Source organism: Bradyrhizobium sp. CCBAU 53351 (assembly GCF_015291745.1).
Taxonomy (GTDB): Bacteria; Pseudomonadota; Alphaproteobacteria; order Rhizobiales; family Xanthobacteraceae; genus Bradyrhizobium.
This window is the reverse complement of record NZ_CP030059.1, coordinates 3,916,274-3,932,557: the sequence shown is the minus strand read 5'-3', so window position 1 is coordinate 3,932,557 and position 16,284 is coordinate 3,916,274. Positions and strand designations below refer to the sequence as shown.

At 64.4% G+C, this 16,284-nt stretch carries 16 protein-coding genes; 10 read left to right on the top strand and 6 right to left on the bottom strand.

The genetic code is table 11. From position 1 onward, the window contains the following. Positions 1 to 4: 4 nt before the first annotated feature. The 3 genes from XH83_RS18490 to parE all read right to left on the bottom strand — a co-directional run bounded on the left by XH83_RS18490 (position 5) and on the right by parE (position 3,760). A complete protein-coding gene (locus XH83_RS18490; RefSeq protein WP_018641722.1) occupies positions 5 to 190 on the bottom strand; it encodes a hypothetical protein in 186 nt (61 codons plus the stop codon). A 306-nt stretch (positions 191 to 496) separates the two neighbouring features. Next, on the bottom strand, positions 497 to 1,273 hold the full coding sequence (locus XH83_RS18485; protein WP_194402244.1) for an outer membrane protein: 777 nt from the start codon (positions 1,271 to 1,273) through the stop codon (positions 497 to 499). Positions 1,274 to 1,720: 447 nt separating this feature from the next. Beyond that, positions 1,721 to 3,760, bottom strand: a complete 2,040-nt coding sequence (gene parE, locus XH83_RS18480; RefSeq protein WP_194402243.1) for a DNA topoisomerase IV subunit B — start codon at positions 3,758 to 3,760, stop codon at positions 1,721 to 1,723. A 273-nt stretch (positions 3,761 to 4,033) separates the two neighbouring features. On the opposite strand from parE, the gene XH83_RS18475 reads away from it, so the two are divergent. The 4 genes from XH83_RS18475 (at position 4,034) to argC (XH83_RS18460) (ending at position 7,506) form a co-directional block, all read left to right on the top strand. Next, a complete protein-coding gene (locus tag XH83_RS18475) occupies positions 4,034 to 4,564 on the top strand; it encodes a DedA family protein (RefSeq protein WP_194402242.1) in 531 nt (176 codons plus the stop codon). A gap of 224 nt (positions 4,565 to 4,788) precedes the next feature. Next, positions 4,789 to 5,454 carry an FMN-binding negative transcriptional regulator gene (locus tag XH83_RS18470; RefSeq protein WP_194402241.1) on the top strand — a complete coding sequence of 222 codons (666 nt, stop codon included), beginning with the start codon at positions 4,789 to 4,791 and terminating at the stop codon, positions 5,452 to 5,454. Further along, complete coding sequence (gene argC, locus XH83_RS18465) at positions 5,451 to 6,434, top strand: N-acetyl-gamma-glutamyl-phosphate reductase (protein ID WP_194402240.1); 984 nt, start codon at positions 5,451 to 5,453, stop codon at positions 6,432 to 6,434. Before XH83_RS18470 ends, argC (XH83_RS18465) begins: the two co-directional genes overlap by 4 nt. A 25-nt stretch (positions 6,435 to 6,459) precedes the next feature. Continuing rightward, the gene (gene argC, locus XH83_RS18460) at positions 6,460 to 7,506 is read left to right on the top strand and encodes an N-acetyl-gamma-glutamyl-phosphate reductase (protein WP_194402239.1); all 1,047 of its coding nucleotides are present in this window, start codon (positions 6,460 to 6,462) and stop codon (positions 7,504 to 7,506) included. 19 nt (positions 7,507 to 7,525) lie between these two features. Here the strand turns inward: argC (XH83_RS18460) and XH83_RS18455 are convergent, their stop codons facing one another. Both XH83_RS18455 and XH83_RS18450 read right to left on the bottom strand, forming a co-directional pair. Further along, positions 7,526 to 7,924, bottom strand: coding sequence for an MAPEG family protein (locus tag XH83_RS18455; RefSeq protein ID WP_063194325.1), 399 nt, complete (start codon positions 7,922 to 7,924; stop codon positions 7,526 to 7,528). Positions 7,925 to 7,991: 67 nt separating this feature from the next. After that, positions 7,992 to 9,800, bottom strand: coding sequence for an alpha/beta hydrolase (locus XH83_RS18450; protein WP_194402238.1), 1,809 nt, complete (start codon positions 9,798 to 9,800; stop codon positions 7,992 to 7,994). Between the two features lie 253 nt (positions 9,801 to 10,053). Here XH83_RS18450 and XH83_RS18445 point away from each other — a divergent pair, with 253 nt between their 5' ends. The 6 genes from XH83_RS18445 to XH83_RS18420 all read left to right on the top strand — a co-directional run bounded on the left by XH83_RS18445 (position 10,054) and on the right by XH83_RS18420 (position 16,047). Continuing rightward, entirely contained in the window at positions 10,054 to 10,329 is a 276-nt protein-coding gene (locus tag XH83_RS18445; RefSeq protein WP_194402237.1) for a hypothetical protein, read from the top strand. 215 nt (positions 10,330 to 10,544) lie between these two features. Further along, positions 10,545 to 11,765, top strand: coding sequence for an LL-diaminopimelate aminotransferase (locus XH83_RS18440; RefSeq protein ID WP_194402236.1), 1,221 nt, complete (start codon positions 10,545 to 10,547; stop codon positions 11,763 to 11,765). 29 nt (positions 11,766 to 11,794) lie between these two features. Beyond that, positions 11,795 to 13,111, top strand: coding sequence for a homoserine dehydrogenase (locus XH83_RS18435; RefSeq protein WP_194402235.1), 1,317 nt, complete (start codon positions 11,795 to 11,797; stop codon positions 13,109 to 13,111). 85 nt (positions 13,112 to 13,196) lie between these two features. After that, the gene (gene glpX, locus XH83_RS18430) at positions 13,197 to 14,198 is read left to right on the top strand and encodes a class II fructose-bisphosphatase (protein WP_194402234.1); all 1,002 of its coding nucleotides are present in this window, start codon (positions 13,197 to 13,199) and stop codon (positions 14,196 to 14,198) included. Between the two features lie 163 nt (positions 14,199 to 14,361). After that, on the top strand, positions 14,362 to 15,081 hold the full coding sequence (locus tag XH83_RS18425) for a haloacid dehalogenase type II (protein ID WP_194402233.1): 720 nt from the start codon (positions 14,362 to 14,364) through the stop codon (positions 15,079 to 15,081). Between the two features lie 72 nt (positions 15,082 to 15,153). Then, a complete protein-coding gene (locus XH83_RS18420; protein ID WP_194402232.1) occupies positions 15,154 to 16,047 on the top strand; it encodes a LysR family transcriptional regulator in 894 nt (297 codons plus the stop codon). A 9-nt stretch (positions 16,048 to 16,056) separates the two neighbouring features. On the opposite strand, the gene XH83_RS18415 is transcribed toward XH83_RS18420, so the two are convergent. Continuing rightward, complete coding sequence (locus tag XH83_RS18415; RefSeq protein WP_194402231.1) at positions 16,057 to 16,215, bottom strand: hypothetical protein; 159 nt, start codon at positions 16,213 to 16,215, stop codon at positions 16,057 to 16,059. Between the last annotated feature and the right edge of the window lie 69 nt (positions 16,216 to 16,284).

The following is a 16,284-nucleotide window of genomic DNA, read 5'->3' as shown; positions in this document are numbered from 1 at the left end:
TCTTCTATTGGTTGCTCTGCCAGATCAGCACCAGCCCGAAGCCGGCCATGGCGGCGCCATAGCCGGCCCATTGCAGCTGGTTGACCATGAAGCTCGATCGCGGCCAGGGGACCGTGCCGGTGCCCTGTCCGATCCAGAGCAGCCCGACGGCAGTCGCAAACAGGCCTGCGACCAGCAGAAATCTGCGCATGCATGTCCTCCCATCGGTCCGCTGCTGTCGCGGTGTAGGGCATAAACCATGCACAGCCGCGAAAGCTTGGGCCCACAGTACCCGTAGGTTTGGGTGGGATACAATGGCAGCGCCGGCAGATGCCGTCGCGGCGAATAAAGCGGCGCGACGCGTGGGGTGGGGCGATCAAGCGATAGCGTGTGGCTGATCGCAGCTCAGTTGCCCGCTGCGTGCTTCGAAGAGCGAGCACTGGGCTGCGGACAAGTACCGCGCAACGAAAAAGCCCCGGGCGATGCCGGGGCTTTGACGTTCGATCGTGAGATCGGATCAGTACTTGGCGACGACCGGACCGGTCCAGTTGAAGCGGTAGACCAGCGAGGTGCTGATGGTCTGGACCCAGGGCTTGAAGCTGATCGAGTCGGTGGTCACGAGGTTGCCGACGTCGGTGCGGACGGCGATGTCCTTGCGATCGTAGTAGGCAGCGCGGTATTCGGTCTTCATGAACCAGCCCGGCGCCGAGATGCCGAAGATGTTCAGGTTGTTCTCGACGCCACCGCCGACGAACCAGCCGTTGCGGTTGAACGAGTCGGTGTGGAAGCCCGAAGGGGTGCCGGCGAGATTGGTCAGGCCGGTGCCCGACCAATGCGATCCGGTGTAACCGGCATTGACGTAGGAGAGAACGTTCGGAGCAACCAGATAGCCGAGACGAACACCCGCGGCCCAAGCGCTTTCCATCTTGATGCGGCCGGTCAGGGCGGCGAACTCGTCGTTCAGGCTGCCGCGCAGGCTGCCGAACTGGCCATCCGCGAACACGCCAGCAACCCAGGTCCCGCTGAACTGCCAGTCGTAACCGGCGCCGACCGTTCCGAACCAGCCGTCGCCGCCGACGCGCTGATCGATCGTCACGGGAACGCCAACGAAGTTGGTGTGGGAGTCCGCATCCCAGATGCCGCCGCCGGCGCCACCGAAGATGTAGAAGCCGGTCCAGTTAGCGACGGGCGCCGGCATCGGAGCCTTCACGTAGGGGCGGGCGCCGAGGTCGGCCGCGGAGGCCGAAGCGGTCATCGCGGCAACCGCGGTCAGAGCGAGCAAAACCTTCTTCATTGTCAAAATCCCCAACCTTGGTCTGTCGTAGCAGGCGCGAGCGCACTGGAGTTCGTGTCATCTGATGTCCCGGACTATAGACGTTTCGCGCCGAAATGCTGTTGCCGGGCAGGCACAGTTGCCGGAAAACGCCGGGGCGCGCGCATTTGGGGCTGCAGCGCCAAAATCAGGAATGCGCGTACAATTTCAATAGCTTGCAAGAATTTCGCCGACTCGATTTTTGGTAGGATTTCGTTAGGAAATTCGGCCGTCTCCGAAATGGAGGCAGTCCAGCCTCGCCCCGAGCGCCGTGAGTCGTTGGCCGAGTCGCGGCAACGGTGCCGGGAATCGCCTGGTGGGAGGCGGACTGCAGGCAGCCACTATCCCGGCAAAGGGTGGCTTCCCCCGCAAAACAAAAGAGCCCCGGCTTTGCCGGGGCTCTTGAGCTAATTACGACGCCGCCGAGGCTCAGACGTCCAGCAGCTCTTCGCTGGCGAACTCGGCCTTGTCCGAGATGAAGGCAAAGCGGGCCTCGGCCTTGGTGCCCATCAACCGCTCCACCGAATCTGCGGTGGTGTCGCGGTCGTCGGGCAGCAGGACCACCTTGAGCAGCGTCCGCTTGCGCGGATCCATGGTGGTCTCCTTGAGCTGCGCAGGCATCATCTCGCCGAGGCCTTTGAAGCGGTTCACCTCGACCTTGGCATTGGCGTTGAACGCGCTCTTGATCAGCTCTTCCTTGTGCTTGTCGTCGCGCGCGTAGACCGATTTCTGGCCGTGCGTCAGCTTGTAGAGCGGCGGCACCGCGAGGAAGAGATGACCTTCGTCGATCAGCTTCGGCATCTGCCGGTAGAAGAAGGTGATCAAAAGCGAAGCGATGTGCGCGCCGTCGACGTCGGCGTCGGTCATGATGATGATGCGCTGATAGCGCAGGTCCTCTTCGCGATAGTGCAGGAGCTGGCCGCAGCCGATCGCCTGCACGAGATCCGAGAGCTGCGCGTTCGCAGTCAGCTTGTCCTTGCCGGCGGACGCGACGTTGAGGATTTTTCCGCGCAGCGGCAGCACGGCCTGCGTCTTGCGGTCGCGCGCCTGCTTGGCGCTGCCGCCGGCCGAGTCGCCCTCGACGATGAACAGTTCGGAGCCTTCGGTGCCGGCATCGGTGCAGTCGGCGAGCTTGCCGGGCAGGCGCAGCTTCTTGCCCGCGGTTTTCCGCGCAGTCTCTTTCTCCTGCCGCCGCCGCAGCCGCTCCTCGGCGCGGTCGATCACGAAGTCGAGCAGCCGGTTGGCCATGTTCGGATTGCCCGACAGCCAATGGTCGAACGGATCCTTCATCGCCTGCTCGACGATGCGCTGTGCTTCGGCGGTGGCGAGACGGTCCTTGGTCTGGCCCTGGAATTCGGGCTCGCGCACGAACACCGACAGCATCACGGCCGCGCCCACCATCACGTCTTCCGAGGTGATGGACGAGGCGCGCTTGCCCTGGCCGACGCGCTCGGCGTGATCCTTCAGGCCGCGCAGCAGCGCGCTGCGCAAGCCGGATTCATGCGTGCCGCCATCGGGCGTGGGGACGGTGTTGGTGTACGACGAGAGGAAGCCGTCCGCATCCGCGGTCCAGGCCACCGCCCATTCGCAGGCACCATGCGCGCCGTTGCGGCCCGACTTGCCCGAGAAGATGTCGGGATGCACAAGGGTATCGGCGTGGATCGCCGCCGCCAGATAGTCCTTGAGACCGCCGGGGAAGTGGAACGTGGCCTCTTCCGGCACGTCCTCGACGCCCTTGAGCAGCTCGGGCGCGCAGTTCCAGCGGATCTCGACGCCGCCGAACAGATAGGCCTTCGAGCGCGTCATCTTGAACAGGCGCTGCGGCTTGAACGCGGCCTTGGGCCCGAAGATGTCGGTGTCGGGCTTGAAGCGCACGCGCGTGCCGCGACGGTTGTTGACCTTGCCGAGGTCCTCGAGCTTGCCCTTGGGGTGGCCGCGCTCGAAAATCATGCGATGCAGCTTCTGGCCGCGCGCGACCTCCACCTCGAGCCGCGAGGAGAGGGCGTTCACCACGGAGATGCCGACGCCGTGCAAGCCGCCAGAGGTCTCGTAGACCTTGGAGTCGAACTTGCCGCCCGAATGCAGCGTACACATGATGACTTCGAGCGCCGACTTCTTCGGGAACTTCGGATGCGGATCGATCGGGATGCCGCGGCCGTTGTCGGTGACGGTCAGGAACCCATCCGCAGTCAGCTCGACTCCGATGAAGGTCGCATGTCCGGCCAGCGCCTCGTCCATCGAGTTGTCGATGACCTCGGCGAACAGATGATGCAACGCCTTCTCGTCGGTGCCGCCGATATACATGCCTGGCCGGCGCCGGACCGGTTCCAGGCCTTCGAGCACCTCGATGTCGGCCGCGGTGTAGTCGGCTTCCCCGCCACTTCCGCGCGGCGCCGCCTTGGCGGCGCGGGGTTTCGGCTCGCCGCCGAAAAAGTCGTCTTTTGCTTTGGGTTTCAACTGCTTGGACATATATCTTGATGCGCTTTGAGGGCCGCATGAGCGGCGAATCGATTAGGCGGACTATGCCACTTCTGTCTGGGAAAGGTTATCGCAGGGTGGGCCGGGCGGTGTGGTTGCGGACCAATACCGGCGATTTTACGCCGCAGGTGCTCCAATTCCCGGCAATTTGACCCGTCGGTCTACGGCGAGCTGAGGTTTGTGACTTGATGTCACACAAGTGCTTGGCTTACCAGTCTTTTTCATCGAGCAGCACCTTGAGACGGGGCGGGAAGGCTATTTTTGATGGAGCAATATGCGCACGCCCTGGCCGATTTCGTGCGCGTTCATCAGGCTTGGGCAGCTCCGATCGTGTTTCTGCTCGCCTTCGGAGAGTCGCTCGCCTTCATCTCGCTCTTGATCCCGGCCTGGGGCGCGCTGGTCGCAATCGGGGCGCTGATCGGGGCGAGCGGCATCAGCTTCTATCCGGTCTGGATTGCCGGCGGCCTCGGGGCGGCGCTGGGGGACTGGGTCTCTTACTGGTTCGGCTATCGCTATAAGGAGAAGGTCGCCGAGATGTGGCCGCTCTCGCGCTATCCGGGACTGCTGCCCCGGGGCGAGGCTTTCGTGCGCAGCTGGGGCATCCCCAGCATCTTCATCGGCCGGTTCTTCGGCCCCTTGCGCGCCTCGGTGCCGCTCGCGGCCGGCATCTTCGAGATGCCCTATTGGAGCTTCCAGGCCGCCAATTTCGTCTCGGCACTGGTGTGGTCCGCCGTGCTCCTGCTGTTCGGCGACGTGCTCGCCAAGATCATGGAATGGATCTGGCGGGTGATCTGACGCCCGAACCTTGACGGGAACCGGATCTCGCTCTATAGCCGCGCGCCATGATCAACGCCGCGACCATTCTGTTCGCCCGTCGCCGCCGCCGCAGTCTTGCGGTTTGGGCGGTCGATCGCGTTTGAGATCATCGTCTTTGCCGCTGGATCCGATCCGCGGCATTCTCTCTCCTGTCAGCGCGATCTGATCCGGCGGCCCCCAAGAAGGCCCAGCAGGAGACCACGATGTACACGCCACCCTTTTTCAAGCAGGACCGCGCTGCGAGCCTGAAATTCGCCGAAGAGCGCGGCTTCGGCACCATGTGCGCCTTTGACGGCAAGAGGCCGATCGCCTCGCCGTTGCCGTTCTATCTGACCTACGCCGCCGACGGCACGCCGCAGGCCGCGTTTCATGTCGCCCGTCACAATCCGCTGCTAAAGCTTGCGGGCGGCGATGCGTCCTGGCTGCTCGCGGTCAATGGTCCCGATGCCTATGTATCGCCCGACTGGTACGTCTCGCCGGACCAGGTGCCGACTTGGCTCTACCAGTCGGTGCATCTGAGCGGGCCCGTGCGCCTCCTGACGGATGACGAGCTGTCGGTGCAGATCGACACGCTCAGCGAGAAGTTCGAGACCTGGCTGCTGCCGAAGAAGCCGTGGACATCGGGCAAGATGACGGCGGGCCGGCTCGAGGCGATGAAGAAGGCGATCGTGGGTCTGGTCATGAATGTTGAAGAGGTCGAAGGCAGCTTCAAGCTCAACCAGCACAAATCCGACGCCGACTATGCGGCGATCGCCAATGCGCTCGGCGCCGGCGATGCCGACGCGAAGCAGATCTCACAATTGATGCGGCAGGCAAGGCCGCAGGTTTTCGCTGATGACACGAACATGCTCGAAGGAAGCGTATCATGAGCCTCGCTGACACCACCAAAGCCTCGACCACCAGCGCGGCCAAGAAGCCGGCCACCGTTTTCGTCGACGGTGGCTCCGGCACCACCGGGCTCGGCATCAACGAGCGGCTGAAGCTCCAGAACGACGTCGTCGTGAAGACCATTGCCGACGACAAGCGCAAGGACCCCGCGGCCAAGAAGGCGCTGATGGCGGAGGTGGACCTCGTCATTCTCTGCCTGCCCGACGATGCCGCCAGGGAGACGGTGGCTCTCATCGACAGCATGGGCGCCTCGGGGCCGAAGGTGCTGGACGCCTCGACCGCCTACCGGGTCGCGCCGGACTGGGCCTATGGTTTTCCCGAGCTGACGGCTGACCAGGCCGGCAAGATCAAGGCCGCCAAGAAGGTCTCCAATCCCGGCTGCTATCCGACCGGCGCGATCGCGCTCTTGCGGCCGATCGTCGATGCCGGCCTGCTGCCGGGCGATTATCCCGTCACCGTCAACGCGGTGAGCGGCTATTCCGGCGGCGGCAAGTCGATGATCGCGAGCTTCGAGGACGGCAGCGCGCCGTCCTTCGAGCTCTACGGCCTCGGCTTCGAGCACAAGCATCTGCCCGAGATGCAGCTCTATTCGAACCTGACGCGGCGGCCGATCTTCATTCCCTCGGTCGGCAACTATCGCCAGGGCATGCTGGTCTCGATGCCGCTGCAGCTCGACACGCTGCCCGGCAAGCCTGGCGGTGCCGACCTGCAGGCCGCGCTCGCCAAGCGCTATGCCGGTTCGAAATACGTTTCGGTGATGCCGCTGCAGAACGAAGCGTCAAAGGGCGGCCGGCTCGAGCCGGAAGCGCTGAACGAGACCAATCAGCTCGAGCTCTACGTCTTCGCCAGCGACAAATATCACCAGGCGGTGCTGGTCGCCCGGCTCGACAATCTCGGCAAGGGGGCTTCCGGCGCGGCCGTGCAGAACATGCGGCTGATGCTGGGCCTGCCAGAGGCGTAACCGATCCATGTCGGAGGAGCGTGTGATGAGCACGAAGAAGATCGGCATTCTCGGCGCCTCCGGCTACACCGGCGCCGACGCGGTGCGCCTGTTGGCGCGACATCCGAATGCCGAGATCACCGCACTCACTGCCAATACCCATGCCGGCAAAACCATGAGCGAGGTGTTTCCGCATTTTTTCATGCTGGACCTGCCCAGGCTTGTGGAATGGGAAAAGGTCGATTGGAGCAAGCTCGATGCGGTGTTCTGCGGACTGCCCCATGGGACCACGCAGGAAATCATCGCCGCGGTCCTCGAGGCGAATCCCGGGATCAAGGTCCTCGACATGTCCGCCGATTTCAGGCTGCGGGACAAGAACACCTATGCGCAATGGTACGGCCATGAGCACCGAGCGCTCGAACTGCAGGGCGAGGCGGTCTACGGTCTTACCGAATTCTATCGCGAGAAAATCGCGTCGGCGCGGCTGGTTGCCTGTCCTGGCTGCTATCCGACGGCGGCGCTGCTCGCGCTGGTACCGCTTGCGAAGGCCAAACTGATTGACGTCGACGACATCGTCATCGACGCGAAATCGGGCGTTACCGGTGCCGGACGCGGGCTGAAACAGAACACGCTGTTCAGCGAGGCGGGCGAGGGGCTTTCGCCCTATTCGGTCGGTACCCACCGGCACGCGCCGGAGATCGAGCAGGAGATCGGCCTTGCCGCCGGCTCGACGGTGACGGTGAACTTTACGCCGCATCTGATCCCGATGGCGCGCGGCGAACTGTGCACGTCCTATGTAAAACTCAATGGCGCGACGCCCGACGATTTGCGGGCCGCACTCGAGCAGGCCTATGTCAACGAGCCCTTCGTGCATGTCGCGAAAAAGGGCGTGCTGCCGCAGACGCAGAATGTACGCGGTTCCAACTATGCGCAGATCGGTGTCGTCGCCGACCGCATCAAGAACCGGGCAATCGTCATCTCCACGCTCGACAATCTGGTGAAGGGCTCGGCCGGCCAGGCGATCCAGAACATGAACCTGATGTTCGGGTTGCCCGAGACGGCCGGGCTGGAGCAGATCGCGCTGTTCCCCTGACGTGAGGCGCGGCTCGCGTTCACAGCACCTTGAAGATCGCCAGCGCCAGCACGGCCTGGGCGAGGAAGCCGACGGTGAAGGCGAGGGTGCGGAATACCGGGATCCCGAGTGCGTAGACGATCAGATGCGCGACGCGGGACCAGAAATAGACGGCGCAGGCCAGCACGGTCCATTTGGTGGAATAGTCGATCGCGTTGAGGATCAGCACCAGCGGCGCAAAGAGCACGAGGTTCTCGACCGCGTTGTCATGCGCGAACATCAACCGGTTGGCCCATTCCGATTGCGGCTTGTCGCCGCGCGAGGGGTTGGCCATCGCGCCACTGAGACCGCGGACCTGACACCGGTTGATGGTGTAGGGAATCCAGAGGATCCCGGTCAGGATCACCGTCAGTGTCAGCCAGAACAATTCGCGCGTCATGGTTCGATCCCCTCTGTCGTCGCAGCTGTGTTGAGAGTGAGTCTATACAAAAGCGCGGAAGATTCCGCTATGCGCGGACCCTGACATAGCTGCCGGGCGCGTCCTCGATCGCCGGGAATGCTTCGCTTCCCGGCACGCGCGCGGGAACCTGCTCCGGATCGAGCTCGCCGAGCCATTGCCGCCAGTCCGGCCACCACGAACCCTTGTGCTCGACGGCGCCCTTCATCCATTGCGCGACGTTGGCGTCCTTGATGTTGTCGTTGGTCCAGTACTGATACTTGTTCGAGGCCGGCGGGTTGACGACGCCCGCGATATGGCCCGAGCCCGACAGCACATATTTCACGGGGCCGCCGAAGAACTGCGAGCCGTACAGCACCGATTCCGCCGGCGCGATGTGATCCTCGCGGGTGGCGAGGTTGTAGACGGGCACCTTGACCTTGGAGAGATCGAGCAGCGTGTTGTCGAGCACCATCGTGCCGGTGGAGAGCCGGTTCTCCAGATAGCAGTTGCGCAAATAATAGGAATGGTTCGACGCGGTCATGCGGGTTGCGTCGGAATTCCAGTGCAGTAGGTCGAACGCGCTGGGCTGCTGGCCCTTCAGGTAGTTGCTGACGACGTAGGACCAGATCAGGTCGTTGGAGCGCAGCATGTTGAAGGCCATCGCCATCTTCGAGCCTTCGAGCACGCCCGCCGCCTTCATGTCCTGCTCGAGCGCCGCGATCTGGTCCTCGTCGACGAACACCAGGAGGTCGCCGGCATGGGTGAAGTCGACCTGCGCTGCGAAGAACGTCGCCGACGAGACGCGCTGGCGGCGCTTCTCGGCCAGCCAGGCCAGCGTGGTCGCGAGCATGGTGCCGCCGACGCAATAGCCGGCGGTGTGCACCTTCATCTCGCCGGTGACCTTCTCGATCACGTCCATCGCCGTGAGCGGGCCTTCCTTCATGTAGTCTTCCCAGCTCTTGTTGCCGAGCCGCTTGTCGGGATTGACCCATGAGATCACGAACACAGTGATGCCCTGGTCGACGCACCACTTGATGTAGGACTTCTCCGGCTTGAGATCGAGGATGTAGAACTTGTTGATCCAGGGCGGCACGATCAGGAGCGGGGTGCGCAGCACCGTCTCCGTGGTCGGCGAATACTGGATCAGCTGCATCATCTCGTTCTGATAGATCACCTTGCCCGGCGTCGTCGCCATGTTGACGCCGACGACGAGGTTGTCCGGGTTGGACTGGCGGATCTTCAGCATGCCCTTGCCGGCCGCGATGTCCTCCGCCAGCATCTTCAGGCCACGCGCGAGGTTCTCGCCGCTGCTCGCCACGGTCTCGCGCAGCACCTCCGGATTGGTCAGCACGAAGTTGGACGGCGACAGCGCGTTGGTGACCTGCTGGACGTAGAACTCCGCCTTACGACGGGTCTGCGGATCGAGCCCTTCGGCATCGCGCACCAGCTCCTGCGCCCATTTGGTCGTGAGCAGATAGAGCTGCATGACGAATTCGAAGAACTGGTTCGACTTCCATTCCGGATCGGCAAAACGCTTGTCGCGCGGCGAGGGCGCGATCGCGGGCGGAACGTCCTGGCCGGCCATGCGGCGCACCGCCGAGCCCCAGAGGTCGAGGTAATCCTTGGCCAGCTTGGTCTGCAGATCGGACGAGCGGGACGTGTCCGACAACCAGTATTCGGCAACCGATGTGAAGGTCCTGACGACTTCGGCCAGCTCGGCCGGCGGGCGATCCTGCACCTCGCCGCTCTCGCGCGGCTTGAGATAGGCCGCGAGCGCCTTGCCGCCGCTCTCCATCGCCCGCGCGACATTCATCGCGAAGGCTTCCGCATCGAACTTCGTCTCGGGTTTGGGCGTATCGGTCGTGGCCATACTCATGAGCAGAACAGTAACGAGTCATTCCGTATTCGTCACCGCGAAGCTCGCATGTTTGACGTTAAACACGCTCCAAGATGTGCTGCACTGCGACAAATTTTCTTGGTTTTGTCACAATCGCGGTGCAACCCTCCCGTCGTGGGCCTTTGATGTTTTTCTCGCTCGTACCATTTGTGGGCAGCAATGGTTTGAGCTTGGGCAGGTTGTCGGGTTAGTGTGCGGCAGCTTGCATTGGGACGAGTAGGGGATTTCCCAAGTGTTGGCGTTGAGGGTCCTGCAAAGGTCGCTGCTGATCGGTGGCGCGCTTCTGAGCGTGGCATTTGTGTTGGGCGGTTGTTCGAGTCAATTCGCGGATATGACGCCCGCGGACGCGCAGGCGCATCCCAAGGAGCCCGGGACCTATCTGCCGGTGCACGACCTGCCGCCGGATCGCAATCAAGCGGTCATTCCGCCAGAGCAGCGCGCCAAGATCGAGGCCGAGCTCGCCGCTGCGCGCGATCGCCAGGCCGCCGCCAGCAAGGATGCCAAGTGAAGCGCTGCAAGGTAATCGCTGGCGCCCCCGCCTTGCCGTGCTAAAAGACCCCGGTTCAGCCGACAGTCAGGGCGAACGACTTCAGTCCGCGTTGTCGATGATTGCTCTAAGTATCTGATTTTGAGTAATTTTCGCGAGGAGACGGAACCCCTTTTCGAGTCGCCGTCCTGTTCCGTCGATTCTGTCCTGACCGGTTGCCCGGAGCCCAGAGAGCCATGGAAGAATTTTACCGCATCCGCCGCCTTCCGCCCTACGTATTCGAGCAGGTCAACCGGGCCAAGGCGGCCGCGCGGAATGCCGGCGCCGACATCATCGACCTCGGCATGGGCAACCCGGATCTGCCGGCCCCGGCGCATGTGCTGGAGAAGCTGAAGGAGACGCTGGGCAAGCCGCGCACCGACCGCTACTCGGCCTCCCGCGGCATCCCCGGCCTGCGCCGCGCCCAGGCCGGCTACTACGCCCGCCGCTTCGGCGTGAAGCTCAACCCCGACACCCAGATCGTGGCGACGCTCGGCTCGAAGGAAGGCTTTGCCAACGTGGCGCAGGCGATCACGGCGCCCGGCGACGTCATCCTGTGTCCGAACCCGAGCTACCCGATTCACGCCTTCGGCTTTTTGATGGCGGGCGGCGTGATCCGCTCGGTGCCCTCCGAGCCGACGCCGCAGTTCTTCGAGGCGGTGGAGCGGGCGATCGTGCATTCGATCCCGAAGCCGCTCGCGCTCGTCGTCTGCTATCCGTCGAACCCGACGGCCTATGTCGCGAGCCTCGACTTCTACAAGGACCTCGTCGCGTTCGCGAAGAAGCACGAGATCCTGATCCTGTCGGATCTGGCCTATGCCGAGGTCTATTTCGACGAGAACAATCCGCCGCCCTCGGTGCTGCAGGTGCCGGGCGCGATGGACGTCGCCGTCGAGTTCACCTCGATGTCGAAGACCTATTCGATGGCCGGCTGGCGCATGGGCTTTGCGGTCGGCAATGAGCGCGTCATCGCCGCGCTCGCCCGCGTCAAATCCTATCTGGACTACGGTGCGTTCACACCGGTGCAGGTCGCCGCGACCGCGGCGCTGAACGGCCCGGACGATTGCATCAAGGAGATGCGCGACACCTATCGCAAGCGCCGCGATGCGCTGGTGGAATCGTTCGGCCGCGCCGGCTGGGAGATCCCGCCGCCGGAGGCCTCGATGTTCGCCTGGGTACCGCTGCCGGAGGCCTTCCGCAGCGTCGGCAGCATGCAGTTCGCCACCCTGATGGTGGAGAAATCCGGCGTCGCGGTCTCGCCCGGCGTCGGCTTCGGCGAGCATGGTGAAGGATATGTCCGCATCGCCATGGTGGAAAACGAGCAACGGATCAGGCAGGCCGCGCGCGGCGTGCGACGCTTCCTTGAAAGCGGCATCGAAACGTTGCACAACGTCGTTCCGCTCGCCAATCGGCGTTGAGTTCTCTTCGGCAGGTTTTCTAAGTCATCATGGTTGCACCCCTGAAAGTGGGCATAGCGGGGCTCGGCACCGTGGGCGCCGAAGTGGTCCGTTTGATCGAAACGCAGGCCCGTGTGCTCGCGGGCCGCAGCGGCCGCGGCATCCGCGTCGTCGCCGTCACCGCGCGCTCGAAGGCGAAGAAGCGCGGCGTCGATCTGCGCGGCGTCGAATGGGTCCGGGATCCCTTGGCGCTGGCCATGCATCCCGGCATCGACTGCTTCGTCGAGCTGATGGGCGGCGCCGGCGATCCCGCGCTGTCTGCGGTGGAGGCTGCCCTCAACGCCGGCAAGTCGGTCGTCACCGCCAACAAGGCGCTGCTGGCCAAGCACGGCCTCAAGCTCGCCAAGGCGGCCGAAAAGCACGGCGGTGCGCTGAATTTCGAGGCAGCCGTCGGCGCCGCGATCCCCGTCATCAAGACCTTGCGCGAGGGGCTTGCCGGCACCGGCATCAACCGCGTCTACGGCATCCTCAACGGCACCTGCAATTACATCCTGACCCGGATGGAGCAGGAGGGCCTGTCCTTCGCGGAATGCCTCAAGGACGCGCAGCGGCTCGGCTATGCCGAGGCCAACCCGTCGTTCGACGTCGATGGTCACGACACCGCGCAAAAGCTCGCGATCCTCGCCAGCCTCGCCTTCGGCACGAAAGTTGCTCAAAGCGCGGTGTATGTCGAAGGCATCTCATCCATTGCGCCGGAAGATCTGCGCGCGGCGTCCGATCTCGGCTATCGCGTCAAGCTGCTCGGCGTTGCGGTGCGCACCGCCAAGGGCATCGAGCAGCGCGTGCATCCGACCATGGTTCCAAAATCCTCCTCGATCGCGCAGGTGATGGGTGTCACCAATGCGGTCACGATCGACGGCGAGGGCATTCCGCCGATCACGCTGGTCGGCCCTGGCGCCGGCGGCGCGGCCACCGCATCCGCCGTCGTCGCCGACATCGCCGACGTCGCGCGCGGCATCCGCGCCAATCCGTTCGGCCGGCCCATTGCCCAATTGCGCGACACCAAGAAGGCGCCGATGGAGCGCCACGAGGGCGGCTATTACATCCGCCTGCTGGCGCGCGATTTCCCCGGCACCGCGGCCGCGATCGCGACGCGGCTTGCGGAGCAGAAGATTTCGATCGAGTCGATCGTGCAGCGTCATCCCAATGGCGGCGTTGCGCCCGAGAACGGCAAGGCCGTCCCCGTGCCCGTCATCCTGATCACCTACGCGACGCATGAGGACGCCGTGCGCCGTGCGCTCGCCGCCGTGCAGAAGGACAAGGTGATCAGCGGACGGCCGCAGGTGATCCGGATCGAGAAGAACTGAGGCGGTTCGTTCGAACGAATCGTGGGCGTTGCGAATTGATGTGGGCAGAGAGAGTCTGCCCAGAACCGTTTGAAGGAGTTAGCCGATGTCGACCCATATTTCAGTCCCGCCGCAGGCATTGCTCGAGCGCATCCTGACGCTGGAGATCGTGCGGGTGACAGAGCGGGCGGCGGTGTCGTCGGCGCGGCTGCGCGGGCACGGCAACGAGAAGGCGGCCGACCAGGCCGCCGTCGATGCGATGCGGCGCGAGCTCAACAAGCTGCCGATCCAGGGCACCATCGTGATCGGCGAGGGCGAGCGCGACGAGGCGCCGATGCTGTACATCGGCGAGCAGGTCGGCCTCAAGGCGGGTCCCGAAGTTGACATCGCGGTCGATCCCCTCGAAGGCACCACGCTGTGCGCCAAGAACATGCCGGGCTCGATCGCCACCATGGCGATGGCCGACGGCGGCACGCTGCTGCACGCGCCCGACGTCTACATGCAGAAGCTCGCGATCGGCCCCGGCTACGACAAGGGCGTCGTCGATCTCGATGCGAGCCCGGCCGACAACGTCCGCCGCCTCGCCAAGGCCAAGGGCGTCAAGCCGGAGGGCATCACCGTTCTCGTGCTCGACCGTCCGCGCCATGCCGACATCATCACGAGCGTGCGCTCGACCGGCGCCGCCGTGCGCCTGATCACGGATGGCGACGTCGCCGGCGTGATCCATTGCGCCGACCCTGACAATACCGGCGTCGACATGTATCTCGGCACGGGCGGCGCGCCGGAAGGCGTGCTCGCCGCCGTGGCCCTGCGTTGCATCGGCGGCCAGATGCAGTGCCGCCTGATCCTCGATTCCGCCGAGAAAATCGAGCGTGCAGGCAAGATGGGCGTCAACGATCCCAAGATGATCTACGGCATCGAGGACATGGCGCGCGGCGACTGCCTGTTCGCCGCCACCGGTGTCACCACGGGGTCGCTGTTGTCCGGCGTCAAATTCCGCAAGGACGGCGTGATCGAGACCGAGACCGTCGTGATGCGCTCCGTCACCGGCACCGTGCGCTACATCAAGGCCGAGCATCGCGAGCTGGCGAAGTTCCATCTGGACTAAGCCAGGCAATAACAGCTGCCGTCATTCCGGGGCGACGGGACCGCGCCAGGCGCGGCCCGGAGAGCCCGGAATCCATCGGGCGGCAGACTCTGACGCTCAATGGATTCCGGGTTCGATGCAGCGCATCGCCCCGGAATGACAAAAAGAACAATCAGGAAGCGCCATGTCCGATCTCTCCGCCGTCAAAGCCCTGGTCTTCGATGTGTTCGGTACGGTCGTGGACTGGCGCACCAGCCTGATCACCGACTTCATGTGGTGGAGCAAGCAGCGCGGCATCAGCGCCGACTGGACCGCCTTGGTCGACGGCTGGCGCGGCATGTACATGGCCTCGATGGACGACGTGCGCCAACATCCCGAGCGCGGCTATGTCATGCTCGATGATCTGCACCGCCGCTCGCTGGAGAAGCTGGTCGCGCAGTTCGCGATCAAGGGCCTCACCGAAGCCGATCTCGACTATCTCACCAAGGGCTGGCACCGCCTCAATCCCTGGCCGGACAGCGTCGCCGGCCTGACGCGGCTGAAGTCGAAATTCGTGATCTCGCCGCTCTCGAACGGCAACGTTGCGCTGCTCACCAACATGGCGAAGTTCGCTGGCCTGCCGTGGGACCTCATCATGTCGGCCGAGCTGTTCGAGCATTACAAGCCGGATCCCGAGACCTATCTCGGTGCCGCGCGTCTGCTTTGCCTCGATCCGGGCGAGGTGATGATGGTCGCCGCCCACAACGGCGATCTCGCGGCCGCGCAGAAGAACGGGCTGAAGACCGCGTTCGTGGCACGTCCGACGGAGTATGGTCCGCTTCAGAAGGTCGATTTCGAAGCGACCGGCAAATGGGACATCGTTGCCAAGGATTTTGGCGGGATCGCCGACAAGCTCGGTTGTTAGGTTTCAGGGCCGTCCGTTTGACATTGCTGAAGAGAGCGCCTTTCATATCGAAAAGATCGATGTGAGGGGGTCGTGGATACCGAGCTGGCGCGGACATTCCTGACCGTGGTTGCGACCGGCAATTTCATCACGGCCGCCGAGCGGCTTCACGTCAGCCAGTCCACCGTCAGCACGCGCATCCATTCCCTCGAAGAGCTGCTCGGCTGCACGCTGTTCGTTCGCAACAAGGCCGGTGCGGCGTTGACGGCGGCGGGCCGCCAGTTTCAGCGGCACGCCTCCACGCTGGTGCGCACTGTCGAACAGGCCCGGCACGACGTCGGAATCCCCAAAGGTTTTAGCGGCGCGCTCGTGGTCGGCGGGCGCATCGGCCTGTGGGAGGAATTCCTGCTGCTCTGGGTGCCGCGCATGCAGGAGGCCAATCCGCAGATCTCTATCCGCGCCGAAAGCGCGCTCGAGCCGGAGCTGATGCAAGGGCTGGTCGAAGGACGCATCGACATCGGCGTCATGTACACGCCGCAAAGTCGCCCCGGCCTCAAGGTCGAACTGCTGTTCGAGGAGCAGCTCGTGCTCGTCTCGACCAACCCGAGGAGCGGGCCGGAGCCGGAGAACGGCTACGTCTGCGTCGATTGGGGCCCGGAGTTCTACGCCCGCCACAGCGCCGTCTTCCCGAATTTCGCAGGCCCCGCGCTGACGGCGAATATCGGTTGGCTCGGGCTGCGGCATGTCCTGGCCAACGGCGGTTCGGGCTACTTCGCGCAGCGGATCGTCGAGCCGCTGCTGAGGGCGCGGCGGCTGCACCTCGTTGGCGGCGCGCCGAAATTTTCGATGCCGGCCTATGTCGTCTACTCGGTCGACCAGCCGGACGCACACGTCTCGAGCGCGATCGCGACCATGCGTGACCTCGCGGCCGAGCAGGCCCGTCGCGCAACGGAAACTCCGCTGAACCGCGGGCGCAAGCGACGCTGAGGATCGGCTTTACGCGCCGGAGGGACTGTTGCTCGCGGCGGCGGCGGCGGCGATGTCGCCGGCGCGATAAACCGGCCTGATCGCCGCCATCGTCAGTGACAGCCGATGGGCGATCCAACGGAGCAGCAGTTGGGAGAATGACGTTTCGCTCTGTGACGTCGTGGTCATGGTCGCTCCTGGTGCGTGAGGCGTCTGCCGACGCGGCCGTTGCGGCCGGCCGGCGATGCCACGCGGCTT

Bases quoted from the DNA above. Each gene is read 5' to 3' on its own strand.
- XH83_RS18490 (WP_018641722.1), bottom strand. From the start codon at position 190: ATGCGCAGATTTCTGCTGGTCGCAGGCCTGTTTGCGACTGCCGTCGGG.
- XH83_RS18485 (WP_194402244.1), bottom strand. From the start codon at position 1,273: ATGAAGAAGGTTTTGCTCGCTCTGACCGCGGTTGCCGCGATGACCGCT.
- parE (WP_194402243.1), bottom strand. From the start codon at position 3,760: ATGTCCAAGCAGTTGAAACCCAAAGCAAAAGACGACTTTTTCGGCGGC.
- XH83_RS18475 (WP_194402242.1), top strand. From the start codon at position 4,034: ATGGAGCAATATGCGCACGCCCTGGCCGATTTCGTGCGCGTTCATCAG.
- XH83_RS18470 (WP_194402241.1), top strand. From the start codon at position 4,789: ATGTACACGCCACCCTTTTTCAAGCAGGACCGCGCTGCGAGCCTGAAA.
- argC (WP_194402240.1), top strand. From the start codon at position 5,451: ATGAGCCTCGCTGACACCACCAAAGCCTCGACCACCAGCGCGGCCAAG.
- argC (WP_194402239.1), top strand. From the start codon at position 6,460: ATGAGCACGAAGAAGATCGGCATTCTCGGCGCCTCCGGCTACACCGGC.
- XH83_RS18455 (WP_063194325.1), bottom strand. From the start codon at position 7,924: ATGACGCGCGAATTGTTCTGGCTGACACTGACGGTGATCCTGACCGGG.
- XH83_RS18450 (WP_194402238.1), bottom strand. From the start codon at position 9,800: ATGAGTATGGCCACGACCGATACGCCCAAACCCGAGACGAAGTTCGAT.
- XH83_RS18440 (WP_194402236.1), top strand. From the start codon at position 10,545: ATGGAAGAATTTTACCGCATCCGCCGCCTTCCGCCCTACGTATTCGAG.
- XH83_RS18435 (WP_194402235.1), top strand. From the start codon at position 11,795: ATGGTTGCACCCCTGAAAGTGGGCATAGCGGGGCTCGGCACCGTGGGC.
- glpX (WP_194402234.1), top strand. From the start codon at position 13,197: ATGTCGACCCATATTTCAGTCCCGCCGCAGGCATTGCTCGAGCGCATC.
- XH83_RS18425 (WP_194402233.1), top strand. From the start codon at position 14,362: ATGTCCGATCTCTCCGCCGTCAAAGCCCTGGTCTTCGATGTGTTCGGT.
- XH83_RS18415 (WP_194402231.1), bottom strand. From the start codon at position 16,215: ATGACCACGACGTCACAGAGCGAAACGTCATTCTCCCAACTGCTGCTC.